This window comes from Paraburkholderia sp. EG286B (assembly GCF_040965655.1).
Lineage (GTDB): Bacteria > Pseudomonadota > Gammaproteobacteria > Burkholderiales > Burkholderiaceae > Paraburkholderia.
Window position 1 is genome coordinate 78195 of the sequence record NZ_JBFRCF010000019.1, and the last position, 23612, is coordinate 101806.

Sequence of the window (23612 nt, forward strand, 5' to 3'; positions counted from 1 at the left end):
TCCTACACGTGTTTCCTGCGTTTTGTGGGTGACTGGCATAGCGGCGCCCGCGCGGCGCCGCTATGCGCGCTCAGAAAAATTCGAGGTAGGACTTCTGCTCCCAGTCCGACACATGGCGCATGTACTCGATCCACTCCATGTGCTTGAGGCGCAGAAACTCGCCGCCCGCCGGGCCAAGCGCTTCCAGCATCACCTCGTCGCGCTCTAGCGCGTGCAGCGCCTCCTGAAGGTTCTGCGGCAGGATGCTGATCTCGTGCTTGCGCAGGTCCTCCGCGCTCATTTCGTACAGGTTCTTGTTGCACGGCTCGCCTGGATCGAGCTTGTTGTTCACGCCGTCGAGGCCGGCTGCGATTACGGCGGCGGTTGCCAGATACGCGTTGCAGGCGGCGTCGGGCAGGCGCAGTTCGATGCGCCCGCCCGGAATGCGGACCATCGAGGAACGGTTGTTGTCGCCGTAGCTCACATAGGCGGGCGCCCACGTCGCGCCGGTGAGCGAGCGGCCCACCACGAGACGTTTGTACGAATTGACCGTGGGCGCGCAGATCGCCGAGAGCGCCGCCGCGTGCTTGAGCAGGCCGGCCGTCCAGTGGTAGGCGAGCTTCGAGAGGCCGAGGCCGCGCTCGTCGTGCTTGTCGGCGAACAGGTTGCGCTCGCCATCCGAAATCGACATGTGCATATGCATGCCGTTGCCGGGCCGGTTCGAGAACGGCTTGGGCATGAAGGAGCAGATCAGCCCAAGCTCGTTGGCGATTTCGGCGGCCGCCATCTTGAAGAATACGTACGAATCGGCCGATCTCAGGCAGTCGGAATACGTGTAGTTGATTTCGAACTGGCCGTTCGCGTCCTCGTGGTCGATCTGATAGACGTCGATACCGCATTTGATCAGCGACTCGGTCAGGCGCTCCAGAAATTCGCGCGAGCGCGAGAGCCCTTTGTAGTCGTAGCACGGCTTGGGCAGCGCGTCCGATTCGTCGCACGGCACGATGCGGCCGTCGTCGGTGCGGCGCAGCAGCGAGAACTCCGGTTCGAGGCCCGTGTTCAGAATCCAGCCGTGCTCCTTCAGCCGGTCCACCTGCTTCTTGAGCGTCACGCGGCTCTCGAACTGCCACGGCTCCTTTTTCACGTAGCCGTCGCAGGCGATGCGGGCATAACCGGGTTGCCACGGCACGAGCGTGAGCGTGTCGAGATCGCCGACCGCCATGAAGTCCGGCCCCTGCGGATCGATGCCGAGACCCCACACCGCGAAGCCGGCAAAGCCCGCGCCGTCCGTGAGGATCAGGTCGAGATGCGCTGCCGGCACGGACTTCGTCTTCGCGACGCCGTGAATGTCGACGAATTGCGCGAGGATGTACCTCACGTTGTTCTCTGCAAGGAACTGCTTGGCTTCTGCGGGTGTCATGTCGATTGTCCTCAAGCGTCGTGAATACGGTGTCGAAGAAGCGTCCTGCTGCCTGATGGGCCTAGCTCGATGGTGCCTGGTCGATTTCGTCGATCACGGCGAGACCGACCGGCCCGCCTCCCAGTTCGGCGGCAATGCCGGCGAGGGTTTCCCACAAGTACACGCCGTACGTGCCGTCGGCCCAAAGACGGTAGTACGGCCGCCCCAACCGCTCGCCCGGCAGGACGGTCACAGCGACACCCGCCATCGAAGTCAGCACGACGGGTCGGACTGCAAGATCGAGTGCGCGAAAATTCACGTTGCAGGTCTGCAGCAAGAGCTCGTCGATCGCCTCGCCGCACAGCACGATCGCGAGGTCCTGGCGCAGCACCGGGTAGACCCGCAATGCCGGCTCGCGATGGGCCAGCTTCGCCGACGCCCTGCCGCTGATGCCGTCCTCGATCAGGTACTCGTTCAGGCCGAGGCGCGCGATCAGCCCGCCGTTGCCAAGCGGCGCCCAGCTATTGGGCTGCGGCGGCACCGGCAAACCCTGCTCGGCCAGCCAGGCGGCCACGCCCTGGCCCTTGAAGCCCATGCGGTACAGGTGCGAGACGTCCGCAATTCCCGCGCTGCGTGCGCGCGCTTCGTCGTTCGCACCGAAGCGCTCCACGACCTGCATGTTCTCGACCACACTGCACTGCGGATCGATGCCGTGCAGGGCGTCGCGTACCGGGCTCGTGCGCAGCGACACATTCGCTGCGCTGGCTACGTTCGTTGCGCTCATGCGGTCTCCTTCCTCGGTGCGGTGGCCTGCGCGGGCGCGGCGTCTTTCTGGCGCAGATTGTCGGGGTCATAGAAAGGCAGTGACACCACCGTGGCGCGCACCATGACGCCATCGCTCAGACGGAAGCGTATGTGCGTGCCCGGCTGTGCCATCGCGGGCCGCACGAACGCGAGGCCAATGGTCTTTTGCAACGTCTCGCTCCATGACACGCTCGTCACACGGCCCGCGATCTCCTTGCCCTCGATGGCGAGATGGCACTCGCGCAGCGCCGGGTTCTTCACGCCGTCGTCGAGCGCGAAGCCCACGAGGCGCTGCTGCTGCGTCTGCTGGTCGATCGCCTGCAGGCTGCGCTGGCCGACGAAGAACGGCTTGTCCATCTTGACCGCCCAGTCCATCGCGGCGTCGCGCGGCGTCGTGAGGCCATCGGTGTCCTGACTCACGATCACGTGCCCCTTCTCGAGGCGCAAGAGCCGCTGCGCCTCCACGCCGAACGGCCGGATGTTGAATTCCTTGCCCGCTTCGTAAAGCGCGTTCCACAACGCGGGGCCATATTCGGCGGGAATGTGAATCTCATAGCCCCATTCGCCGACGAAGCCCACGCGCATCAGCCGCGCCGGCACCCGGTTCGCACCGAGGGCGACGCCCGTCACGCGAATGCCGAGATACGGAAACGCTTCGGAGGACAGATCGATATCGACCAGCTTCGAGAGCACGGCGCGCGAATACGGACCCGCAAGGTTGATGGCGGCATAGGCGCCCGTCACGTTGACGATGCCGCAATCGAGCCGCCAGATCGTGTTGAGACGGGACAGCTCGCGGTAGATGGCCGCCGCGCCCGAGGTCGTGGTGGTGAAGTAAAAGTGATCGTCGGAGAGGCGCGCAATCACGCCGTCGTCGATCACCACGCCCGCCTCGTCGCACATCAGCGCATAGCGCGTCATGCCCGCCTTCAGCCCCGCATACTTCGACACATACACGCGTTCGAGAAACTGCGCAGCCTGCGGCCCGCGCGCCTCGAGCTTGCCGAGCGTGCCCACGTCGATCATGCCCACGCCGTTGCGCACCGCCTGGACTTCTTCCTGAATGCAGCGGGCGCGGTCCTTCCCCTGTACCGCGTAATACTCAGGCCGTTGCCACACGCCCGCGGGCATCCACTTCGCGCCGAGGCGCTCATGCTGCGCGTGCATCGGCGTGCGGCGCTCGGGGTTGAAGCCGCGGCCCGCGAGCAGCGCCATCGGCACAGGATGGAAGAATGGCCGCGCCGTGGTCGTGCCCACTTCCTGCGGCGCCTTGCCGGTCAGGCGGGCCAGAATGCGCAGGCCGTTCATGTTCGAGTGCTTGCCCTGGCTCGGGCCCATGCCGTTCGTCGAAAAGCGCTTGAGCAGTTCGATGTTGTCGAAACCTTCCTGCACGGCGTTTTCGAAGTCCTTCAGTTGCAGATCCTCGTCGAAGTCGACGAAGTTCTTGCCCGCCGGATGCGGCACGATCGGCCAGGCGTGGGACGGCGACTCAGGCTCCGCAGGAATGGCGATGGACGGCACGCTGCCCGAGGACGCTTCGAATCCCACATGGGCGGCGGCCTCGGCCCCTGCGCGGCGGCCGTCCATCAGCTTGCTCCCGAACGTATGCACGCCGTTCACGCGGCCGCACGCGAACACCCCTTCGGGCAGGCGCGCGGGAACGAACTGCTCAACGTCCGTGTCATAGCGCATTGCGGTGCCCGCCTGATACAGCAGGTTGGCGGCCGGCGCCCAGCCCACGCTCATCAGCAGCGTGTCGCATTCGATCTGCCGCGTGTGGCCCGTCACGGCGCTCATGCCCGCGGGCGGCGTGGGGCCCACGCGCACCGCCGCGAGGCGGTCGCCCGCTGCGTTGGGCACCGCTTCGATCACGCAGTTCGAGTCCAGCACCTCCACGCCGCGCGCTTCGAGCTCGCGGGCGAGTTCGCCGAAGCGATGCGTGGCGCGCAACTCGATCAGCGTGGTCACGGCAATGCCGCGCTCGAGCATGTCGAGGGCCGCGCGATAGCCGTCGGCGTTGGCGGCCAGCACGGCCACGCGCTTGCCGGGCGCCACGCCATACCGCCAGACGAGGCGCTGCGCCGCCGAGGCGAGCATCACGCCAGGCAAGTCGTTGTTGCGGAACACTGCAGGCTGTTCGAACGCGCCGCTCGCCAGCACCACCGCCTTCGCGCGCATTTTCGTGATGCGCCCGGCGTCCACGAGCGGCACCCAATGGTCCGCGTAATACGCCGCGGCGAGCGTGCGGTTGAGCATGCGCACCCGCGGATGGGCACGCACTGCGGCTTCGAGCGCACGGACCTCTTCGAGGCGCGCCACGTCGCCGCCGGCCTGGTAAGTGCCGCTGCCGCCGGAGCGCGCGTTCTCGTCGACGATCACCACGTCGGCGCCCTGCTGCGCCGCCTCCAGCGCCGCCGCGAGGCCCGACGGGCCAGCGCCGATCACGAGCACGTCGCAGAACCCGTAGCGCTTGGGCGTGCGCACGTGCGGCGCACTGAGGTCCACGCTGCCGAGCCCGGCCATCTTGCGGAACATGCGCTCCCAGCGCGGAAACCAGCGTTTGCTGTAGAACGCCTTGTAGTAGAAGCCCACGGGCAGGAACGGCGCGAGCTTGCCGACCCAGCGCCCACGGTCGGCGGCCACGCCGCCCGCGGTGTTGACCGCATGCCAGTTCGCGCCCGCGATCAGCTCGGTGACGTCGGCGCGCACGTTCAGGCGCGCGCCGTCCTGAAACATCGCGTTGATGTCGTGATTGGCGAGCGAGAGCACGCCGCGCGGCCGGTGATACTTGAAGCTGCGCCCGAGTACCTGGACGCTCGCGCCCCAGAGCGCGCTCGTGATCGTGTCGCCGGCGAAGCCCGTGTAACGCTGCCCCTCGAAGCCGAATTCGATCTGCTTGCTGCGATCGATCCATTCGCCTGCATGCGGTGCCAGACGCATTTAAGCCTCCTCGTCATTCAGATACGTGCGGATGACACGATCCTTCGCGGTGTCACGCTCGGCGATGAACCAGGTGTTGCTCGGCGTGTGGCACCACCATTCTTTCTTCACTCCCGCGGCGCCGTTGCGGCAGAACACGTAGTCGGCCCATTCGTCGTCCGTGGCGCTCGCCGGGTCGGGCATGTCGCGCATTTCGCCCCAGTAGGTGAACTCGGATACGGGGCGCGCGCCGTTCACGGGACAGGTCATGATCTTCATCGTCGTGTCCCCGGGTCAGTGGCCAACCGAAGCCGCGCCCTTCTCGCCCGTGAGCGAGTAGCGGCGGAAGCGATCGAGCGTGAAGCCGTTGATGAGCGGATGGTTCTCGTCGTTCACGACGGTGTGCGACATCGTCTTGCCGCACACCGGCGTGGCCTTGAACCCCCAGGTGCCCCAGCCGGAGTCGAGATAGAAGCCTTCCACCGGCGTCTTGCCCATGATGGGCGCGAAGTCCGGCGTCATGTCGGCCATCCCGGCCCACTGGCGCATGACCTTGGCGTTCGAGAGGAATGGGAACATTTCGAGCATGTGGGCCGTCAGGCCCTCCACGAAATCGAGCGTCGAGCGCGTGGCGTGCAGCTCGTAGGGATCGAGCGAGGCGCCCATCACGAGCTCGCCGCGCGCCGACTGGCTGATATACACGTGCAGGCTGCCCGACACCAGGATGGGGTCGAGCCAGGGCTTGAGCGGCTCGCTCACCATGGCCTGGAGCGGGTGAATGTAGATGGGGGTGCGCAGCCCCACCATGTCGGTCATGCGCGGCGTGGAGCCCGCCACGGCGCACAGCACCTTGTTGGTCGATATATAGCCACGCGAGGTATTCACGCCCTTCACCTTGCCGCCCACCACGTCGATGCCGAGCACTTCGGTCTGCTGATGAATCTCGACGCCGCGCTGGTCGGCGCCGCGCCCATAGCCCCAGGCCACGGCGTCATGGCGCGCAACCGAGCCTGGCGCGTGATAGAGCGCGCCGAGGATGGGCGCCACGCCGCCGCACGAGAGATCGATCATCGGCGCCGCCGCTTTCACCTCTTTCGGCCCGACCACTTCGGAGTCGACGCCGTAGTGCTTGTTCACCTCGGCGCGCCAGCGCATCGTGCGCATTGCCGAATCGGTGTGGGCCAGCGTGTAATGGCCGCGCGTCGAGTAGAACAGGTTCAGGTCGAAGTCCTGCGAGAGGTCCTCCCAGAGCTTGACCGAGGTGTCGTAGAACTGCACGCCTTCCGGCGTCAGGTAGTTCGAGCGGATGATGGTGGTGTTGCGGCCCGTGTTGCCGCCGCCGATATAACCCTTTTCCAGCACCGCCACATTCTTGATGCCATGCTCGCGGGCCAGGTAGTAGGCGCTCGCGAGCCCGTGGCCACCCGCGCCGATGATCACAACGTCATAAGAACGACGCAAAGTGTCATGCCGGGTGAACATCCTCGGCTCGGGGTGTTTCTTCGACACGGCAAAACGCACGAGACGCCACGGCATAGCTTCACTCCTTGTTCGCGCCCGCGCGCTCAGGCGCGCGGGCGATCCGGGTTGGACTGCGGCGCTGGTTCAGCGAAGAACGATCGTCTTGTTGCCGTGTATCAGCACGCGGTCTTCGAGGTGATAACGCAAGCCTCGGGCCAGCACGGCCTTCTCGATGTCGCGGCCAAGGCGCACGAGGTCGTCGGGCCGGTCAGAGTGGCGCACGCGGATCACGTCCTGCTCGATGATCGGCCCTTCGTCGAGGTCCTCCGTCACGTAGTGGCAGGTCGCGCCCGTGAGCTTGACGCCCCGCGTGTACGCCTGGTGATAGGGCTTCGCGCCGACGAAGCTCGGCAGGAACGAGTGGTGAATGTTGATGATGCGGCCCGGGTACGCCGCGCACAGCTTGGGCGAGAGCACCTGCATGTAGCGGGCGAGCACCATCGTGTCGGCGCGCGAGTCCTCGAACAGCCGCTGCACCTCGTCGTAGGCCCGCACCTTGGTTTCCGGCGTGACCGGCACGTAGTGGAACGGGATGCCGTGCCATTCGACGAAGCTGCGCCACATTTCGTGGTTCGAGATCACGCACGGAATCTCGATGTCGAGTTCGCCGGCCTTCCAGCGCGCGAGCAGGTCGTACAGGCAATGCTCGAGCTTGGAGACGAGGATCACCACGCGCTTTTTCACGGCGTGGTCGGTGACCTTCCAGTCCATGTCGAACTCGCGGCCAATGCGGGCAAAGCGCTCGCGGAAGGTCTCGAGGCTCACCGGCAGCGAGTCGGTCGCGATCTCGTGGCGCATGTAAAAGCGCTTCTCGATCTCGTCGGCGTGGTGAGTCGCCTCGATGATCAGGCCGTGGTGCTCGGCGATGAACGCGCTCACCGCAGCTACGATGCCAACCCGGTCGGGACACGACAGGGTCAGGGTAAAACGACGGGTGGAGGACATGGGCATCGCCTGGTTCTCGACAGGGTTAGATGTTGATTAACAGTAATCAGCGGAATTGTTGTTGTCAATGGGGATAAACTTTTTTTCCTGTCAGGAACCTACTCGGCCGTACCTCCTGAGGGGTAGGCGCTACCTCCCCCGAGTGTCGCGAGGCCAGTGGAACGGTTACGCGCGAGCCGCGCGATGGGTGCGATTGAAGGCTTCCCAGCGATACCGCGCGGTCCCGTAGGCGTCGAGCACCGCGATCGCGTAGACGAAGATACCCCCCGCGTGGCGGCCGACGAACGAGCGCTCTGGCGCCGCCAGTTGCAGGGTGAGGAAACCCAGCGAGAGCATGAAGAAGACCATGGTGAGCGCTCGCGTGGGCATGCGGTTGAGCACCTGCCCCGCCCCCGGCAACAACACCGCCGCGGCGAGCACGACGTAAGGATGCCAGGGGCGGCGCGGGCGCGGCACGGGCAGGTCGTCCCGCGTTTCGTCGATCGCGGCCGCTGCGGCACCGGCTTCAGGCGTTGACATGTTCACCTCCTCGCATCAGATCGGCGCAAACGGCCGTTGCCCGCTCGAGCAGGGACTCGAGCAGCGCCACACTCACCTGTGCACCGCGAAACGTCGCGTTGCGCAGCAACAGGTACTCGCTGCGATCCGCACCCTGCACCTGGTAGACGATACGGACCCCGCGCGGCGCTACAACCAGCTCCTTCGTGCGCGGGTCGGCGAAGAGCGTGCGCACGTGGGCGTCGAGTGCGCCCAGCGGTAATTCGGAGCCCTCACGGTCTGACTTGAGCGTCGCGTGATCGGGCCACTCGCGAGGCAGCGGGATGTTGCGTGGCAGATCCCCCGCCGACGAATAGAATTCGACGTTGCGCCTGCGCGCGAGCAGGTCTACTGTCCCGGCGATCGGCAGGTCCTGCTTCACCGACACGACGAGCCAAAGCGAAGGCACCTGCCGGAAAACGACATGGTCCACGACCGGCTCGATGCGCACGCTGCGCTTGCGGTAGGAGCCGGTGAGCACCGGCCACGCAATGTCGTCCTGCGTGAGCCGCGCATGATCGAAAAGCGCGAGGCAGCCGTCGAACAGTCTCAGGCGCTGCGCCTTGCAGGACCTGTGCTCACGACGGTAGAGGATGACGAGCGCCACGGCGAACACCGCGGCGAGAGCAGCACCTGCGAAAGGCATGACGGGAATCTCCGGTTATGCAGACGGCGCGGGCGGTGTGACCACCCGCCCGCGCCGCCGCCGCCCAATGGAACCGCGGTGATGTCAGTAATCCTTGGGTCTGGGCCAGTTCATCGTGAACTGGTCGCCGCGCTTGACGTATTTGTAGCGGTGCAATGCGAACCAGATCGACGCGACGATGTAGAACGCCATGATCGAGAGCAGCGAGGCGCCGTAGCCGAGGTAAGTCGCGAAATAGGTTGCCGCGCACAGGCATACCAGCACGATGGCCGGGATCGGATGGAACGGGTGGACGTAGCCACGATTGATACTGCCGAGCGGCCACATACGTCGGAACTTCACGATGTTGATCGACATGAACGTGTAGCCGAGCAGGCCGGACAGGATGGAGAACGTAATCACCTGATCCAGCAGGCCCGTGAACGCGAACGAGATCGCAATCGGCACGAGGAAGATGATCGCGCGGTACGGCGTGCGGTAGCGCGGGTGCACCGCGCCGAAGAACATCGGCATGTAGCGGTCGCGCGACATGGAGAACCAGGCGCGCGAAGCGTCGTTGATGCAGCCGTTGGCCGACGCCACCGCGGAGAACAGCGTGCCGACGAAGAGCAGCGTCTGCAGCCCCTTGCTGCCCGTGAGGCGCGCGGCGTCGTAGAGCGGCGTCACGGCCTGGCCGAGGTACTCCCACGGCATGAGCCCCGTGGCGACATACCAGGTGAGCGCCGCGGCAATGAGCAGCGTGATCATGCCGCTCATCGTCCCGAGCGGAATCGAGCGCCCCGCCGAGCGCACCTCTTCGGCGGCCTGGCAAGTGCCCTCGATGCCGAGGTAGTACCACATTCCGAACTGCAACGCGGCAACCACGCCGAGCCAGCCATACGGCAATTGCGTGAGCAACTCGTGATGCAGCAGGACGCGCCCCGGATTCCACGGCTGCACACCGAGGAACAGGACCACGATGGCGAGGAATGCCACGGCTGTGATCACGAAGTTGACCGTCAGCGTGACGAACACGCCGCGATAGTTGAGCCACGCGAGAAAGGCGATCGTGACGAGCGCGAACGGACGCGAGTCGAGGCCCGGATAGCCCGAGTCTGCGGCCACCGCCTTGATCAGGTCGCCGACCACCAGCGCATCGGCCGCCTCCAGCATCGTATAGGCCATCACGAGATAAAGGCCGACGTTGAACGCCATGAGCGGCCCGATGATGTGCTTGGCCTGCGTATATTGCCCGCCGGCCGCGGCGACTGTCGAGGTCACCTCCGAATCGATCATCGCGACGCAGGTATACAGCAGGCCGATGATCCAGCAGGCGATCAGCGACCCATACGCGCCGCCTTTGGCGACCGAAAAATTCCACCCCATGAACTCGCCGACCAGCACGATGCCGACGCCGAGCGCCCACACGTGAATCGGGCCCAGCACCTTCAAGAGCGCGATCCGCTGGTCCTGCTGTACCGACGCTGCTGGATTACTCATGAATGCTCCTGTCCGACGCAAAGCCAAAGAGGTTGAGTACGGCGTGCCAATACGGGGTTCGTCCGGGGTCAGTGCTATTCGGTGCCCTCGGTCGAGCTCATCAGGAAGTCGTCGTCATAGTCGCGGTGGACCCGAAAGGCGTCGACGAGGATCCACACGAACAACAGAATTGCTAGCGCCCACGCGGCTTGACTCAACAGTTGCCAGAAGTTCATCGCATCACTCCGGAAATTTTTCGGCGATCACCTGCCGGTATTGCTTGTCGGAAACACGCAGCACGAACACGAAATAGCCGACGATCACGAGCGCCGTGACGATCAACGAAGCCGGATCGATGACGTAGTCGAACCTGGTCGTGATGATGGGCTTGGCCTGCGCGGCGTCGAAGCCGAGCTTCTGCCATTGCGCCTGCATCGTCGGGTTCTGGCCTAGCGTCTGCCATGAAACCTGCGTTTTCGCGGCCTGGGCGGCGTCCGGCTGCGTGTCCGGCGCCTTGAGCAGCAACGGGGCCAGCAGGCTGCAATAAACGAGCACGAGCAGAAACAGGCTATCCACCAGCTGACCAAAGCCCTTCTGTACGGGAGGAACGTATTCGGATGCCATGTCGAGCGACCTCTTGAGGTGGCATTGCGTTGAGTGGTTCAGCGTCGCGGGAAAACTGCAGCGAGGCGCGAGCGCGCCTCGTGACCGTGCTACGCAAGCGCTTCCTCTTCGTTGTCGTCGAGGGCGGCTTTGCGCGCGCGGTTTTCGTCGAGATGGTGGATGTCGAGGCCGTAGATGTGGTCCTTGTCCTCTTTGTAATGCCGCACCATCGCTGTGACCGACGCGGTGTTGAACACGACCACGCCAACGGCGCCGATCGTGAGTGCGACACGCACCGCAGGGTCCACCGCTGCCATGCTCACCGAAAAATACACGTACCCCAGGGTAATCCATAGTCCCAGCAACGCGATGCCCGCCATCAAACGGTCCCGGGCAAACATGCCGTCGATGCGCTTGCGCAGTCCATGATCCATGCTCAAACCCTCCATAGGTAACGCGACACGATTGGGTTGTTCAACGCGGTGCTTCGAGTTTCCTTACCGGCAACTAATTTTCACCGTGGTATTTATTGTGGATGGGCGGCCTGGTGTCAATACTGTTTTTGTGGGTAGATAAAGACCCTGGGTTCGGCGGCATGTCCGGCCGGGGCCGCGCACGCAAGCATGGCGCGGTGCAATAATTTCGTCTTCGCGCGCACACCAGCCAGATACATGACTTATCAACTTTATAACGCCGACGCGGCAGAGTAGCACGAACCAGGCGCGCTAGGCCATGTTGCGTAAGGCGTGGGCCGTGCGGGTGAAATGCTGCATGAGCGTCGCCTCGACATCGGCGTCGTAGCCGAGCGCCGCAATGGCCTTTCGCATGCACGCGAGCCACGCTTGCACCTGCTCGGGTCCGATCTCGATGTGCGCATGCAGCGCACGCAGGTTCGCGTGCCCCATGCGTTCAAGGTAGTACTGCGGGCCGCCGAAGAAGCCCGAGAGGAATTCGAACTGGGCCTGCCGCACGTGCGCGAGGCCAAAGCCCCGCAGATGCAGCGCATGAATGCCCGCGCCCGCGGGATCGGTTTCGATGATGTCGTAAAACGTTTCGACGAGGCATGTCAGACCGGCGTCGCCTCCTATCGTCTGGAATACTGATTGACGTTTTTGATCCACGATTTCCCCACTCAGGCGGTTTGCCCACGGTGTCCGGCGAGCCCCGCCACACACGCACCCACGCGGCGTCGAGCCTTCATTGCCTCGGCCACCATGCGCTCGATCACGTCGCCCGCCGACATGCGCGCGTTCACGAGCGCCGACGACTCGCCCGCGAAGAGCGCCATGCGCTCCAGTTCGCCCGTTGTGCTGCGCAGCGGCGAATCGGTGCTGAACAGGTAAATAGGGCGCCCGTCGTCGTGGCCGATCACCTCGCGCGGCAAATGATCGGGGTGATGTCCGAGGCGTTGCCCGCGCGCCTGCGCGGTTACGCTATTCGCCAGCACGCGCACGGGCGAATGCGGCGGCCAGTTGATGGCGAAGAGGTCCGTGTAGACGGTCTCCCCCGCGCGCGCCGCACAAATGCGGTCTTTGTGATAGTCGTGCGCGCAGGATTCATGCGTCGCAAGAAATGCGGTGCCGCAATGCACGCCCGAGGCGCCCAGCGCGAGGGCCGCGACCAGGCCGCCGCCCGTCGCAATGCCGCCCGAGGCGACCACCGGCACGCACACGCGCTGAGCGACCTCCTGCACCAGCGTGAGCACGCCGGTGCGCCCGCGCACATGTCCACCCGCCTCGATGCCCTGCACGATAACGGCGTCAGCACCGGCCTGCTCCGCGGCCAATGCGTCTTCGAGCGAGCCGACCTGATACAGCACGACGGCGCCGGCGTCCTTCGCGCGTTTCACGGCCCCGGGCACGACGTCCCAGAAGAAGCACATCGCCGGCACGCGGGCCGCGAGGCAGGCATCGAGCTCTGCCGCGAACAAGGCGGGCTCGGTGGCCGCCGGAATCAGGTTGACGCCGAACGGCTGCTGAGTCGCCGCGCGCACGCCGGCGATCTCCCGTTCGATCAGCTCCGGCGATTCGCGCACCATGCCTAGCAGGCCAAAGCCGCCCGCTTCGGAGACGGCCGCGGCGAGTTCGGACCGGGCCGGGCCGCCCATGCCGGCCGACACGATCGGATAACGGCACCCAAGCAAACGGGTCAATCCGGTCTGCAGGCAAGCGGTTTCTGGATTCGCACGCATTGGGCACGCTCCGGCGGTGATGTGGACATGGCAACGATCCTTCAGCGCCGTCTGGATCGACGGGCGTGAGCGGCTTACGCCGCACATTCCAGCGTATATCGGCGCTGCGCGCCCTACCCCCTGGGGGTTACCCACAACGAATCATTGATGACGTAGTTTTGTTCACTGATGCTGGCCGCATTGAATCGTGGCTCCAGTCGCCCCGCCGCTATGGAAACTTGCCGTTTCGACGATTTCGTTGCCGGTCGCGCCCTTGCCATGCATGGCTTGCGCGCGCGGATCACGGCCAGGCGCCGCAGCGAGCTTGCGCACGCGATGGCCGAAGTGGACGCCGCACGCAAGGAGGGTTACTGGGTCGCCCTGATCGTCGATTACGAGGCCGGTTACTGGCTGGAGCCGTCGCTCCACGAAGAGGACGAGGACGAGGTCATGGCCGGTGAGCACCCCCGCTTGACCGCACTCGTCTACGACCATGCCGGCGAGGAGCCGCCGTGCGAATACGACGGCATGAAATCGGATGGCGACATCATTTCGATCCGGCCACGCATCGACAAAGACCGCTATATCGAGCGTATTTCGGAGATCCGCGACCTGATCGCCGCGGGCGAGGTCTATCAGATCAACTATACGTTTCCGCTCGACGTCAGCACGCGCGGAGACGCCCTGTCGCTGTACCGCCGCCTCGCAAGCGCGAATCCAAGCGCGCATGCGGCGTATATTGAGGACGGCGAACGCCGGATTCTTTCCTTTTCGCCGGAACTCTTTCTCCACTACGGCAGCGGCAAACTCACGACGCGGCCAATGAAGGGCACCGCGCCGCGCGACGCCGACCCCGATCGCGACTTGCGACTCGGCGCGCAGTTGCAGGCGAGCACGAAAGACCGGGCCGAGAATCTGATGATCGTCGATCTCCTTCGCAACGACCTTGGCCGCATTGCGCGGACGGGTTCGGTCGCGGTGGAGAACCTGTTCGCGCTCGAGCAGTACGCAACGGTCTGGACGCTCACGTCGACGGTTACGGCCGACGTTGGCGAGGCGAGTCTCGAACGCATCCTGCGCGCGCTCTTTCCCTGTGGCTCGGTCACGGGCGCGCCGAAGATCGCGGCCATGCGCCACATACGGCGCCTCGAAGTCGCGCCGCGCGGCGTGTACTGCGGCAGTGTAGGCTGGCTCGCGCCAGACGGCCGGTTCTCCATGAACGTCGCCATACGCACGCTTGTCCTCGACCGAAGCGGAGAGGGTGTGTACTGCGTGGGCGGCGGCATCGTCATGGACTCGGACCCAGCGCGCGAGTGGGAAGAATGCAAGTGGAAATCCCGCATCATCGGTTCGTGGTGAAAAGGCATCTTCACGTTTCGGATACCTGAATGGCTGTCGCCGCAGTCCGGCACGGCTCCTGATCGGCCCGATGGCATTTCAATAGCAGCGCGGATCATCCTGTCCGCGCCCAACAAGAAGGCTATCCCCATGAGAAAGCGCGTTCTTTATGCCGCCGTCGCGGCACTCCTCCCCCCTTGCTACGCCCACGCCCAGAGCAGTGTCACCTTGTACGGCACACTCGACGAAGGCCTGAACTACACCTCGAACGCGCGAGGGCATAGCGCCTGGGCGATGGTGAGCGGCGACACCGGCGAATCGAGCTTTGGTTTCAAGGGCAACGAAGACCTGGGCGGAGGACTCGCCGCCATTTTCACCCTGGAAAGCGGCTTCAACCTCAACAGCGGCGCGTTGAACGAGGGCGGCAGGCTGTTTGGCCGTCAGGCGTTCGTCGGGCTCCAGTCTTCGTCCTGGGGCACGCTCACGCTCGGGCGCCAGTACGACGCCACCGTCGACCTCTGGAGCCCCTTCACGGCGGCAGGCAGCTCGATTGGCGACCTCGCGGCGCATCCGTTCGACAACGACAATGCCGACCAGGACTTCCGCTTCAATAACGCCGTGAAGTATGTGAGCCCGACCTTCCAGGGGTTCCAGGCCGAAGGCAGCTACGGATTCAGCAACGCCACCAATTTCGCCGACAACCGCGCGTACAGTGCCGCGCTCGGCTACAGCATCGGGCCGTTCTCGGCCGCGCTCGCCTACATGCGCATTGGCAACGGCAACCTCAACACCACGGGCGCCGTGGGCGGCGATGGTGTCTTTACCGCGGCGCGGCAGCAGAACATCAACGCCGGCATCAAGTGGACCTTCAGCGACAGCGCCAACGTTGCCCTCGCCTACTCGCACGTCGACGTTTATCAACCCACCGGCAACGCCTACGCCCCGGACATCGGCAGCGTGGCGTGGTCCTCGTGGAAGTTCGACAATGTCGAGATCAACGGCCAGTACTACTTTGATCCGCAGATCTACGTTGCCGGCGCGTATACCTACACGCATGGCGACCTCAAAGACACCCTGGGGGGAACGAGCCCGAACTGGCATCAGGTCTCGCTCATGTTCGGCTACTTGTTGAGCAAGCGCACGCAAGTCTACGTTCAGGGGGCTTATCAGCACACCAACGGCAAGACCGGTACCGACCTCGATTCCGCGCATATCGTCGGCGCCGCGGACCTTTCTTCGAGCGGAAACCAGACCGTCGTGCGGCTCGGCATCTCGCACCGCTTCTAGGCCCGCGGCGCCAGTCGCTACCACGATGGGCGTACCCCCTCTGCTGGATGGCGGCCGCGGTGCAGATCGAAAAAGATGCAGTCAGGGCGATGGCACGCACGAGCGCCGGCATGCGGTGGTTTTAGGACATGCCCGCGCTGCGCGTCTCGCCGCCTCCTCATCGACAATCTACCGGAGAGTCAACCATGGCAAATTCGTGGCGCATTTCGGCACTCGCGGACCGTCACCGCGCGCTGGGCTCCCGCCTGGAAGACTGGAACGGCATGGGCATGGCGTGGAGCTATGCGACGGATCTCGCAGACCATCACGAGGCGATCCGCACGAAGGCCGGCCTGATGGACGTCTCGGGCCTGAAGAAGGTGCACTATGTGGGCCCGCACGCGCAGAGCCTGCTCGACTGGGCGACCACGCGCGACATCGGCAAGCTCTACCCGGGCAAGTCGGCCTACGCCTCGATCCTCAACGAGGACGGCAAGTTTATCGACGACTGCATCATCTATCGCAACGGGCCGAATGCATTCATGGTGGTGCATGGTGCGGGCACGGGCTACGAGCGGCTCGTGCGCTCCGCAACCGGCCGCCAGGTGGCCGTGCTGTTCGACGACGACCTGCACGATCTCTCGTTGCAGGGGCCGGCCGCCGTCGACTTCCTTGCCGAGCACGTGGCGGGCATTCGCGAACTGCCCTACTTCCACCACATGCATACGCGGCTCTTCGGCCGGCCAGTCACGATCTCGCGCACGGGCTATACGGGCGAGCGTGGCTATGAAATCTTCTGCAAGGCAATGGATGCGCCGCTGATCTGGGACACGATCCTCGCGAAAGGCGCGGGCTTCGGCATTATTCCTTGTGCGTTCGCGGCGCTCGACTGGCTGCGCGTGGAGAGCTACCTGCTGTTCTATCCCTACGACAATTCGGAAACCTACCCGTTCAGCGACGAAAAGGCCGGCGACACGCTGTGGGAGTTGGGTCTCGACTTCACGGTGTCGCCGGGCAAGACCGAATTCTGCGGCGCCGGCGAGCATTTCCGGCTGGCCGGAAAGGAGCGCTTCAAGATCTACGGCGTCGATGTCGCTGCATCGAGAGCCACGGCGGCGGGCGACACGTTATGGCAGAACGGACGGCAGGTGGGCGTCGTCACCTGCGGGATGTACTCGCGCCTGACTGGCCGCTCGCTCGCCATCGCTCGTCTGGGTGTCGAACAGGCACGCGAGGGTGTGCCGCTCGAGGTGAGGGGCAGCATCGAAGCACGCGCCACGGCGGCCGCCCTTCCCTTCGACGATCCGGAGAAGAAAAAACGCACCGCAGTGGGGTGATCGCGGGGCGCCGGCGCTTACGGGAGCGCGCCAAATCATGAGCCGCACGAACACGCGAAGTCTGGTCAGGCGGGTGGCGCAAGACGGCGATCCGCACGCCGCGCTATCGCTCTATGAGCAAAGCATGGTGTCGGGCCACAAGCGGATCGCCTTGCTGCGCTATATGGATGCGCGGGATCTGGCCGTGCCGCTCACGCCGCGGCACCATGCCTACGCCCACGCCATTGCGAGCGTCATGAGCGATCAAGACATGCAAGCCATTGCGCGCGAGGCGCTCAGGCGCAGCCGCGAGCGCCAGGCGAGGCGCGGCTAGTCTCGCCCTAAATTTGCCAGCCGGCCTTCAACCCTTCGTACACGGCTTCCTCTGCCGTGCGCGGCGCCATGCAGTCGCCAATCACATGCAATTCGACCAGCGGCTGCAATGCCGCTTCGAGCCCGGACTCGGGGTGGTGTCCGTGACACCGCACGAGCGTATCGACGCCTTCGAAGATAACGGGCGCTTCGCTCGTGGTGTGCTGCATGAACACGGCAATGTCAAGTTAAGGGCGGCGGTGGCTAGAATGACGGCATGAAGAAGATCAAGTCGCCTTACCACGGTTTCCGTTTTCCGGCAGCGATCATCAGCTGCGCGGTACGCTGGCACCACCGCTTCAATCTGAGCCTGCGGGACATCGAGGAGTTGCTGCTCGAGCGCGGCGTGACGGTCACCTACGAGTCGGTGCGCAACTGATGTGACCGGTTCGGTGCGCAGTGTGCGCGTTGCGCGAAAGCCGTGCGCGGCAAGCCGGGTAGCACCTGGCATCTCGATGAAGTGTTCGTGAGGCTGCGCGGTGAGCCGTATGTGCTGTGGCGCGCGGTGGACGACCACGGCGCCGAACTGGACGTGCTGCTGCAAAAGCGGCGCGACAGGGCCGCGGCCAGACGCTTTTTCAGGAAGCTACTGCGTGCGCACCCGGTGCCCCGAAAGATCGTCACCGACCAGCTACGCAGCTATCCGGCGGCAAAGGCCGAGGTGCCCGAGCTGGTCGGCGTGAAACATGTCTTCGTCAAGGCCTCAGCCCGCGTGAATAACCGCGCTGAAAACAGCCATCAGCCCACACGCCGGCGTGAACGTCAGATGCAGGGCTTCCGCGACCCACAGCGCACACAGGCGTTTCTCTCCCGCTTCGGCCCGATTCGCCAGCACTTTGCCTTGCCCCGGCACCGGGTGAAGGCGGCCTGCCATCGCGCGCAGCTCAAGGCGCGTTTGCTCGCATGGTACGACTGCGCAGGCGTGCAGTTCCCCCATGCAAAGTAATCAGCAATCCATATTATCCGGGAAGTCACGCGCCGTTATCCTAAACTTGACAACGCCGCCAGGCCGCCACCAGTGCGGGCCAGGCGCGCGCCATCACCGAAGACAGCGGCCGCGCCGTGGAAGCCATGACGGTGACGATGCAGTGCATTACCGAGGCCTCGCGCAAGATCGGCGAGATCATTCAGGTGATCGAAGGGATTTCCTTCCAGACCAATATTCTCGCTCTCAACGCGGCCGTGGAAGCGGCGCGCGCGGGCGAGCACGGACGCGGTTTCGCCGTGGTGGCGAGCGAGGTGCGCAATCTCGCGGGCCGCGCGGCGATGGCCGCCAAGGAAATCGCGGGGCTGATCGTCGACTCGACGCAGAAGGTTCAGGAAGGCTGCCAGCTCACCGAAACGGCGCGGGAAAAGATGCAGCAGGCGGTTCAGGCCGTGCGCGACGTGAACGTGCTGATCGACGAAATCAATACCGCGAGCGACGAGCAAAGCGCCGGCATCGCCGAGATCAAGCAGGCTCTCGATCATATCGAGGCGCTCACGCAGCAAGACAGCGCACTCGTGAATCACTTTTCGATTTCGGCCAACACGCTGGGCAGGAATGCGCAGACCGTGATCGAAACGGTGGACGCGTTCAGGATTTGATGGGCTGAGCCGCAGTCAAGCGGAGACGATGCCTCCGCTCTCACGCCAAACAAAAAAACGGCGCGGCAGTGCAATCCGCACCGCCGCGCCGATCAATCCAGCGCTGTTGCTAAACCAGACTCAGTGTGCCGCGCTCACCTGCGTAGCCGGTTCCGAATGACGTGCACGCTGCGAAACCAGGATCGCAATCGCCGCGAGGACGGCCGGTACGGCGAGCATCGCGAGAATCGCCGCGAATTCCCAGCCAAGGCCCAGCAACGCACCGCCGATGGCCGAACCGAAGATGCTGCCAAAGCGGCCCATGCCCAGCATCCAGCTCACACCGGTTGCACGCGCAACGGTCGGATAGCGGCCCGGTGCGTAGGCGTTCAAACCGGTTTGCGCACCGCTCATGCAGAAGCCCGCGGCGAATACCAGCAGGGCGAGCGACGAGGAAAGCGCGCCCACGCCGGCCAACGCCAGCACGCAAATTCCGCCGCCGACATACGCCGCGCTGATCACGCGCGCCGGACGCACCTTGTCCATGATCCAGCCCACCAGCACGGCGCCGATCGTGCCGCCGATCTGGAACATGGCCGTGACGTTCGCCGCCACCGTGATGGACAGGCCCGCGTCCTTGATCAGCGTGGGCAGCCAGCCGGTCAGCAGATAGATGACGAGCAGGCCCATGAAATACGTGACCCACAGCGCGATGGTCATCACGCCATAGCCTTCCGAGAACAGCACGCCGATCGGCTTGCGCGTGGGCAACGGCGGCTCCGTCGAAACGAAGTTTTCGTCGCCGGCGAAGTTCGCGCCGGTCACACGGTTCAGCGTCGCGGCAATACGCTTGCTCGTCGCGCCCCGCACGGCGAGCAGACGCGCCGATTCCGGCAGCAGCCAGGCCTGCAGCGGCACGAGTGCGAGCGGAATGGCGCCGCCGAAGATCAGCACCGCGCGCCAGCCATGGTTCGGCACGAGCCAGCCAGCCGCGAAGCCGATCAACGCGGAGCCGAGGTTGAAGCCCGTGAACATGATCGTGATGAGCAGCGCGCGGCGGCGTTGCGGCGAGTACTCCGAGAGCAGCGTCGTGGAGTTCGGCATGGCTGCGCCAAGACCGATGCCGGTCAGCACGCGCAGCACCGCCATCGAAACCGGCGACTGCGTGAACGCCGTGAGGATCGTGAACACGCCGAACAGGAACACGGAGGTGATCAGCACCCACTTGCGGCCAACGCGGTCCGAGGCCGGGCCGGCGGCCAGCGCGCCGATCACGAGGCCGATGGGCGCCGCGCTCATGACGAGCCCGAACTCGGGGCGCGAAATGCCCCACTCGTGAATGATGGAGGGCGCGACGAAGCCCATGATGGCCACGTCCATGCCGTCGGCGGTCACCGCGAGGAAGCACAGCGCCACCAGTAGCCACTGGTAGGCCGAAATGTGGCGTTCGTCGATGAACGCCTTGATATCGATTGTTTTGCTGCCAGACATCTGTAGTCTCCTGTCCGTTCTGTGGTCTGCCGCTCGCTCGTGCCCGAGTCGAATTTCAACGAACTGCTATCCGTCGGGGGCACGATAGGTGGCCAACCCCTCGCCTGAAAGTGCGGGTTAACCACATATTGGATACATCTGCGCCCGTCTGCATGGGCGAGTTCGGCACGCCCGGACCCGCGATACCGCCCGGGAAGCCGCGCCGCGTAAAGGCCGGGCGCATTCGGCCGGCGCTTTGCCCAACGCGGCCCGGGGCTGGAATCGAATCCAGCGTGATAAGCAAAATCGATGTTCTCCGAAAGGATTCGCAAACGCACTGGACGATCGTGCGGAATTCAGTTGCCGCTACATCGGCGGGCGGCGCTCTCGTGCGCGCCGCTTTTCGAGGCGGCGGCGCCGTTCGAGCCGCCGCGCCTGCTCCGCACTTATCATGCATTTTATTTATCGTGATGCAAACGAAACCAGCCCCGAAGGGCTGGCCGGTTCGACGATGAATCATGCGAGTGTGCCCGAAGTTTGCCCGTTAAGGCGCGGCAACACCCTGCGTCGTCGGCGTGTACGTCGCATAGAAGCTCGAACCTGCCCAGCTATGCGTAGGCTGGTTGTACAGCGGTGCACCCTGCGTCCAGTTCGCGCCAAGGTGCCAGTCGCCGGTGCCCGTGAACTGCGCGACTGCCGGGTACGGATAAACCGGGCGGCTGGCCGTCACGTTGTTCGACGAATCGGTCTGATACGTCATGACCGCGTTCGGCGCGGTGCCCTGCTCGGCCCACGCCGTGATCTGCGAGACGAGGTCGATGTTCGGGAAGCCTTCACCGCCGCCGCAGTGGGCCACGCCGGGCACGAGGTACATTCGCGCGAAATCGCTCACGTTCGAAGCGCCCATCGTGTTCTGCATCGCTTCGTAGTACTGGATCGTGAAGAGCGGCGAAATGTGCTGATCCGCCCAGCCGTGCCACAGGATCAGCTTGCCGCCCGCTTTCCTGAACGCCGACAGGTCGGGGTTCGTCGCGTCCATCAGCGGATGGTTGGCCTGCAGGTAGGTCCGGTAGAAGCTCGCATCCGTGTAGCCGAAGGTGTCGATGGTCGGCATGCTGGGCGAGCCCGTGAAGATCAGGTTGTAGGCACCCGTCACGATCATGTAGCTGAACAGGCTCTTCACCGAAACCGGCGTGGCCGTCGAATTCGTCGTCGGCACTTCCACGCCGACCCAGTTCTCCTCCGAACCCATCTGCGGGGAGCCCGCCAGCATGCGCTCGCCCGTTGTCGCGTCTACCGGTCCGCCATAGATCTTGCTCGCGGTGGCGACTTCGGTTGCGGTCAGGCAGCTGCTCGTGTTCGTCGCGCCCTGCGCACACTGAATCGAGGCGGGATCGAAGTTGCAGGTGCGCGGATCGGCGATCAGGCCATCGGGCACGCCCACCTGGCCGCCGCATGCCGCGACGACGGCCTTGTGCAGCACGAGCGCCTTGTCGGCGTAGAGCGTCGCGTTGCCGGTGCTGTCGCCGGTCGTGCTTTGCGACTCCACGCTCCAGCCGTGATACAGCGAGTTCTGGATCTGGAAGTGCGCCGCCGGCGCGCCCGCGATGATGCCGTTATAGTCGTTCGGGTAGCGTTGCGCGGCCATCAGCGCTTCGCGGCCGCCGTCCGAGCAGCCGATGAAGTACGCGTACTTCTGCGTCTGCCCGTAATAGGCCTTGATGAGCTTCTCCGCCGTGAGCGTCGTGATGTGCTGCCCGCGATAGGCGAAATCGGCCTGTTTTTGCGGGTCCGTGGTCCACGTCGTGTCGTTGCCCGAGTGGCCCATGTCGGTCGCCGCGGTCACGAAGCCGCCTTCCTGCACGAGCGGGCACGTGTAGCTGAAGCTGAACGACGACTGCTGCGTCGGGTTGCTCAGGTTGCCGCACAGGCCCCCGCAGCCCAGCGCCGCAAAGCGCTGCGTCCACGTGTTCACCGGCAGCGCTACTTCGAACGTATTCGAAGGCGCAAGCGTGCCCTTCACGGTACAGAAGTTGACCGAAGCGCCGTTGATGGTCGCCGTGGTCACGCTGGCCGAAGTAATCGCGCTGCCCGTGCCGCCAATATCGGTGATGTCGACCGAAGCCAGCTTCGAGCAATCCACCACGGGCGCGACGACCGCGAGCGGCGCTTTCGAGGCATCGGCGCTACTGCTGCCACTGCCACCGCTGCCGCACGCGGCCACGAGCGTGGCCGCCGCGAAGAGGGCGCACAGCGAGAGCAGCGAGGCGGCACGAGCGCGCACGCTCGTGAAGAGCCGCCGGGTATGCAGGGTTCTCATGCTTGCCTCCTGGGGTTGTCCGTCCTGGTGTTCTTCTGATTCACTTTTCACGCCTCCGATTCTGTTTTTTCTGATTAGTAAGCCTAATTAATTTGGATACGTGGACCGTGCGACATGAGATGTCCAATCCAATCGCCTTATTGCTCCTTCTATTGCTCTTATTGCCGTCCTGCTGGCGCCGTGCTGCCCTGCTACAGCCCGTACGCCGCGTTGCCGGCCGGCTCCATGCCGAACGCCCGCTTGGTCGCCTCGGCCCGTGCCGAACCGAGGAACGCGAGGAAATCCGCCGCCGCGTGCCGCTGCTGTGACACCGCACAGATCGCCGCGGAAAAGACCGTGACGAGTTGCGCCCCGGCCGGCAGCGGCCCGATCACGTCAACGCCCGGCACATCCTTTAGCTCGCTCAATTGCTGAAACCCGATCTCGACCTCGCCTTGCGCGATCAGGCTGGCCACCGGCACGCCCGGCTGCGCCATCACGAGGCGCGGGCCGAGCGTTTCTGCCACGCCCCAGCGATCGAGCAGCCGCAGCAGATGGTCGCCGCTAGGCCCCGTCGAGTAGCCGATGCGCGCCGCGCGCAGCATCGTCTCGCGCAGTGCGTCTTCAGTGCCGATATCCGGGTGCGCCGCACCCGCGGCGACGGCCGCCGCCATGCCGGAGCGCACGACGTCCGTGCGCGCGCCAATGAGGTGCCCGCCCGCCGCCAGGCGGTCGATCGCCGCCGACGCCAGCACGGCAAAATCGAACGCCGCGCCGGCCTGCACGCGCCGCGCGGCTTCCACGCCGCCTATCGCGGCAACAGTCAGCCGCTGCCCCGTTTCGCGCTCGTATTGCTCGGCGAGACCGGCGAGCAGGAGGCGCGTCGCCATGGACCCGACCCCCGCCAGCGCGGCGTTGCTTTTCACATCGTCCTTTGTCATTGACTTCCGTTTCAGTCGAGAGTGAGCGAGGCTGCCTTGTCTTGCGCTTCGCTGGTATTGCAC

Annotated in this window: 22 protein-coding genes and 2 pseudogenes; 6 read left to right on the plus strand and 18 right to left on the minus strand. The window is 64.9% G+C overall.

The features are described from left to right. Positions 1-70 precede the first annotated feature (70 nt). The 14 genes from glnT to AB4Y42_RS32425 all read right to left on the minus strand — a co-directional run bounded on the left by glnT (position 71) and on the right by AB4Y42_RS32425 (position 13002). Complete coding sequence (gene glnT, locus AB4Y42_RS32360) at positions 71-1399, minus strand: type III glutamate--ammonia ligase (protein ID WP_368690097.1); 1329 nt, start codon at positions 1397-1399, stop codon at positions 71-73. Positions 1400-1460: 61 nt separating this feature from the next. Then, positions 1461-2162 (minus strand): hypothetical protein, encoded by a 702-nt coding sequence (locus tag AB4Y42_RS32365; protein ID WP_368690096.1) that lies wholly within the window; start codon positions 2160-2162, stop codon positions 1461-1463. Then, positions 2159-5122 carry a glycine cleavage T C-terminal barrel domain-containing protein gene (locus AB4Y42_RS32370; protein ID WP_368696444.1) on the minus strand — a complete coding sequence of 988 codons (2964 nt, stop codon included), beginning with the start codon at positions 5120-5122 and terminating at the stop codon, positions 2159-2161. Before AB4Y42_RS32370 ends, AB4Y42_RS32365 begins: the two co-directional genes overlap by 4 nt. Further along, positions 5123-5380 carry a sarcosine oxidase subunit delta gene (locus AB4Y42_RS32375; RefSeq protein WP_368690094.1) on the minus strand — a complete coding sequence of 86 codons (258 nt, stop codon included), beginning with the start codon at positions 5378-5380 and terminating at the stop codon, positions 5123-5125. A 15-nt stretch (positions 5381-5395) separates the two neighbouring features. Then, positions 5396-6637, minus strand: a complete 1242-nt coding sequence (locus tag AB4Y42_RS32380; protein WP_368690093.1) for an FAD-dependent oxidoreductase — start codon at positions 6635-6637, stop codon at positions 5396-5398. 69 nt (positions 6638-6706) lie between these two features. Then, the gene (gene purU / locus AB4Y42_RS32385) at positions 6707-7567 is read right to left on the minus strand and encodes a formyltetrahydrofolate deformylase (RefSeq protein ID WP_368696445.1); all 861 of its coding nucleotides are present in this window, start codon (positions 7565-7567) and stop codon (positions 6707-6709) included. Between the two features lie 165 nt (positions 7568-7732). Beyond that, complete coding sequence (locus AB4Y42_RS32390) at positions 7733-8086, minus strand: hypothetical protein (RefSeq protein WP_368690091.1); 354 nt, start codon at positions 8084-8086, stop codon at positions 7733-7735. Continuing rightward, a complete protein-coding gene (locus AB4Y42_RS32395) occupies positions 8073-8750 on the minus strand; it encodes a hypothetical protein (protein ID WP_368690090.1) in 678 nt (225 codons plus the stop codon). The genes AB4Y42_RS32390 and AB4Y42_RS32395 overlap by 14 nt, the downstream gene beginning before the upstream one ends. An 84-nt stretch (positions 8751-8834) precedes the next feature. Then, positions 8835-10229, minus strand: a complete 1395-nt coding sequence (locus tag AB4Y42_RS32400) for an APC family permease (protein ID WP_368690089.1) — start codon at positions 10227-10229, stop codon at positions 8835-8837. A 74-nt stretch (positions 10230-10303) separates the two neighbouring features. Next, on the minus strand, positions 10304-10444 hold the full coding sequence (locus AB4Y42_RS32405) for a hypothetical protein (protein ID WP_368690088.1): 141 nt from the start codon (positions 10442-10444) through the stop codon (positions 10304-10306). Positions 10445-10448: 4 nt separating this feature from the next. Further along, a complete protein-coding gene (locus AB4Y42_RS32410) occupies positions 10449-10832 on the minus strand; it encodes a hypothetical protein (RefSeq protein WP_368696446.1) in 384 nt (127 codons plus the stop codon). Between the two features lie 89 nt (positions 10833-10921). Next, a complete protein-coding gene (locus AB4Y42_RS32415) occupies positions 10922-11245 on the minus strand; it encodes a hypothetical protein (RefSeq protein WP_368690086.1) in 324 nt (107 codons plus the stop codon). 291 nt (positions 11246-11536) lie between these two features. Beyond that, the gene (locus AB4Y42_RS32420) at positions 11537-11932 is read right to left on the minus strand and encodes a group II truncated hemoglobin (RefSeq protein WP_368690085.1); all 396 of its coding nucleotides are present in this window, start codon (positions 11930-11932) and stop codon (positions 11537-11539) included. Between the two features lie 11 nt (positions 11933-11943). Beyond that, positions 11944-13002: an NAD(P)H-dependent flavin oxidoreductase gene (locus tag AB4Y42_RS32425; RefSeq protein WP_368690084.1), complete on the minus strand. Its 1059-nt coding sequence runs from the start codon at positions 13000-13002 to the stop codon at positions 11944-11946. Between the two features lie 210 nt (positions 13003-13212). On the opposite strand from AB4Y42_RS32425, the gene AB4Y42_RS32430 reads away from it, so the two are divergent. The 4 genes from AB4Y42_RS32430 to AB4Y42_RS32445 all read left to right on the plus strand — a co-directional run bounded on the left by AB4Y42_RS32430 (position 13213) and on the right by AB4Y42_RS32445 (position 17235). Next, the gene (locus AB4Y42_RS32430) at positions 13213-14340 is read left to right on the plus strand and encodes an aminodeoxychorismate synthase component I (protein ID WP_368696447.1); all 1128 of its coding nucleotides are present in this window, start codon (positions 13213-13215) and stop codon (positions 14338-14340) included. A 129-nt stretch (positions 14341-14469) separates the two neighbouring features. Continuing rightward, a complete protein-coding gene (locus tag AB4Y42_RS32435; protein ID WP_368696448.1) occupies positions 14470-15606 on the plus strand; it encodes a porin in 1137 nt (378 codons plus the stop codon). A 185-nt stretch (positions 15607-15791) separates the two neighbouring features. After that, positions 15792-16922, plus strand: coding sequence for an aminomethyltransferase family protein (locus tag AB4Y42_RS32440; protein ID WP_368690081.1), 1131 nt, complete (start codon positions 15792-15794; stop codon positions 16920-16922). Positions 16923-16959: 37 nt separating this feature from the next. After that, positions 16960-17235: a hypothetical protein gene (locus tag AB4Y42_RS32445; RefSeq protein ID WP_368696449.1), complete on the plus strand. Its 276-nt coding sequence runs from the start codon at positions 16960-16962 to the stop codon at positions 17233-17235. A gap of 7 nt (positions 17236-17242) precedes the next feature. On the opposite strand, the gene AB4Y42_RS32450 is transcribed toward AB4Y42_RS32445, so the two are convergent. Beyond that, the gene (locus AB4Y42_RS32450; protein ID WP_368690079.1) at positions 17243-17443 is read right to left on the minus strand and encodes a hypothetical protein; all 201 of its coding nucleotides are present in this window, start codon (positions 17441-17443) and stop codon (positions 17243-17245) included. Positions 17444-17490: 47 nt separating this feature from the next. Here AB4Y42_RS32450 and AB4Y42_RS32455 point away from each other — a divergent pair. Both AB4Y42_RS32455 and AB4Y42_RS32460 read left to right on the plus strand, forming a co-directional pair. Then, positions 17491-18219: pseudogene (locus tag AB4Y42_RS32455) on the plus strand (IS6 family transposase). Positions 18220-18302: 83 nt separating this feature from the next. Continuing rightward, a pseudogene (locus tag AB4Y42_RS32460) lies at positions 18303-18860 on the plus strand (methyl-accepting chemotaxis protein); the annotation flags it as partial. Positions 18861-18980: 120 nt separating this feature from the next. Here AB4Y42_RS32460 and AB4Y42_RS32465 read toward each other — a convergent pair. The 3 genes from AB4Y42_RS32465 to AB4Y42_RS32475 form a co-directional block, all read right to left on the minus strand. Continuing rightward, entirely contained in the window at positions 18981-20330 is a 1350-nt protein-coding gene (locus AB4Y42_RS32465; RefSeq protein ID WP_342923110.1) for an aromatic acid/H+ symport family MFS transporter, read from the minus strand. 523 nt (positions 20331-20853) lie between these two features. Then, entirely contained in the window at positions 20854-22629 is a 1776-nt protein-coding gene (locus AB4Y42_RS32470) for a tannase/feruloyl esterase family alpha/beta hydrolase (protein ID WP_368696450.1), read from the minus strand. A 191-nt stretch (positions 22630-22820) separates the two neighbouring features. After that, positions 22821-23549, minus strand: coding sequence for a substrate-binding domain-containing protein (locus tag AB4Y42_RS32475; protein ID WP_368696451.1), 729 nt, complete (start codon positions 23547-23549; stop codon positions 22821-22823). Positions 23550-23612: the final 63 nt, after the last annotated feature.

Coding starts and splice junctions, on each gene's coding strand:
- AB4Y42_RS32390 (WP_368690091.1), bottom strand. CDS start 8,086: ATGTCAACGCCTGAAGCCGGTGCCGCAGCGGCCGCGATCGACGAAACG.
- AB4Y42_RS32410 (WP_368696446.1), bottom strand. CDS start 10,832: ATGGCATCCGAATACGTTCCTCCCGTACAGAAGGGCTTTGGTCAGCTG.
- AB4Y42_RS32435 (WP_368696448.1), top strand. CDS start 14,470: ATGAGAAAGCGCGTTCTTTATGCCGCCGTCGCGGCACTCCTCCCCCCT.
- AB4Y42_RS32430 (WP_368696447.1), top strand. CDS start 13,213: ATGGAAACTTGCCGTTTCGACGATTTCGTTGCCGGTCGCGCCCTTGCC.
- AB4Y42_RS32395 (WP_368690090.1), bottom strand. CDS start 8,750: ATGCCTTTCGCAGGTGCTGCTCTCGCCGCGGTGTTCGCCGTGGCGCTC.
- AB4Y42_RS32465 (WP_342923110.1), bottom strand. CDS start 20,330: ATGTCTGGCAGCAAAACAATCGATATCAAGGCGTTCATCGACGAACGC.
- glnT (WP_368690097.1), bottom strand. CDS start 1,399: ATGACACCCGCAGAAGCCAAGCAGTTCCTTGCAGAGAACAACGTGAGG.
- AB4Y42_RS32400 (WP_368690089.1), bottom strand. CDS start 10,229: ATGAGTAATCCAGCAGCGTCGGTACAGCAGGACCAGCGGATCGCGCTC.
- AB4Y42_RS32470 (WP_368696450.1), bottom strand. CDS start 22,629: ATGAGAACCCTGCATACCCGGCGGCTCTTCACGAGCGTGCGCGCTCGT.
- AB4Y42_RS32370 (WP_368696444.1), bottom strand. CDS start 5,122: ATGCGTCTGGCACCGCATGCAGGCGAATGGATCGATCGCAGCAAGCAG.
- AB4Y42_RS32445 (WP_368696449.1), top strand. CDS start 16,960: ATGAGCCGCACGAACACGCGAAGTCTGGTCAGGCGGGTGGCGCAAGAC.
- AB4Y42_RS32375 (WP_368690094.1), bottom strand. CDS start 5,380: ATGAAGATCATGACCTGTCCCGTGAACGGCGCGCGCCCCGTATCCGAG.
- AB4Y42_RS32380 (WP_368690093.1), bottom strand. CDS start 6,637: ATGCCGTGGCGTCTCGTGCGTTTTGCCGTGTCGAAGAAACACCCCGAG.
- AB4Y42_RS32415 (WP_368690086.1), bottom strand. CDS start 11,245: ATGGATCATGGACTGCGCAAGCGCATCGACGGCATGTTTGCCCGGGAC.
- purU (WP_368696445.1), bottom strand. CDS start 7,567: ATGTCCTCCACCCGTCGTTTTACCCTGACCCTGTCGTGTCCCGACCGG.
- AB4Y42_RS32365 (WP_368690096.1), bottom strand. CDS start 2,162: ATGAGCGCAACGAACGTAGCCAGCGCAGCGAATGTGTCGCTGCGCACG.
- AB4Y42_RS32405 (WP_368690088.1), bottom strand. CDS start 10,444: ATGAACTTCTGGCAACTGTTGAGTCAAGCCGCGTGGGCGCTAGCAATT.
- AB4Y42_RS32450 (WP_368690079.1), bottom strand. CDS start 17,443: ATGCAGCACACCACGAGCGAAGCGCCCGTTATCTTCGAAGGCGTCGAT.
- AB4Y42_RS32440 (WP_368690081.1), top strand. CDS start 15,792: ATGGCAAATTCGTGGCGCATTTCGGCACTCGCGGACCGTCACCGCGCG.
- AB4Y42_RS32425 (WP_368690084.1), bottom strand. CDS start 13,002: ATGCGTGCGAATCCAGAAACCGCTTGCCTGCAGACCGGATTGACCCGT.
- AB4Y42_RS32475 (WP_368696451.1), bottom strand. CDS start 23,549: ATGACAAAGGACGATGTGAAAAGCAACGCCGCGCTGGCGGGGGTCGGG.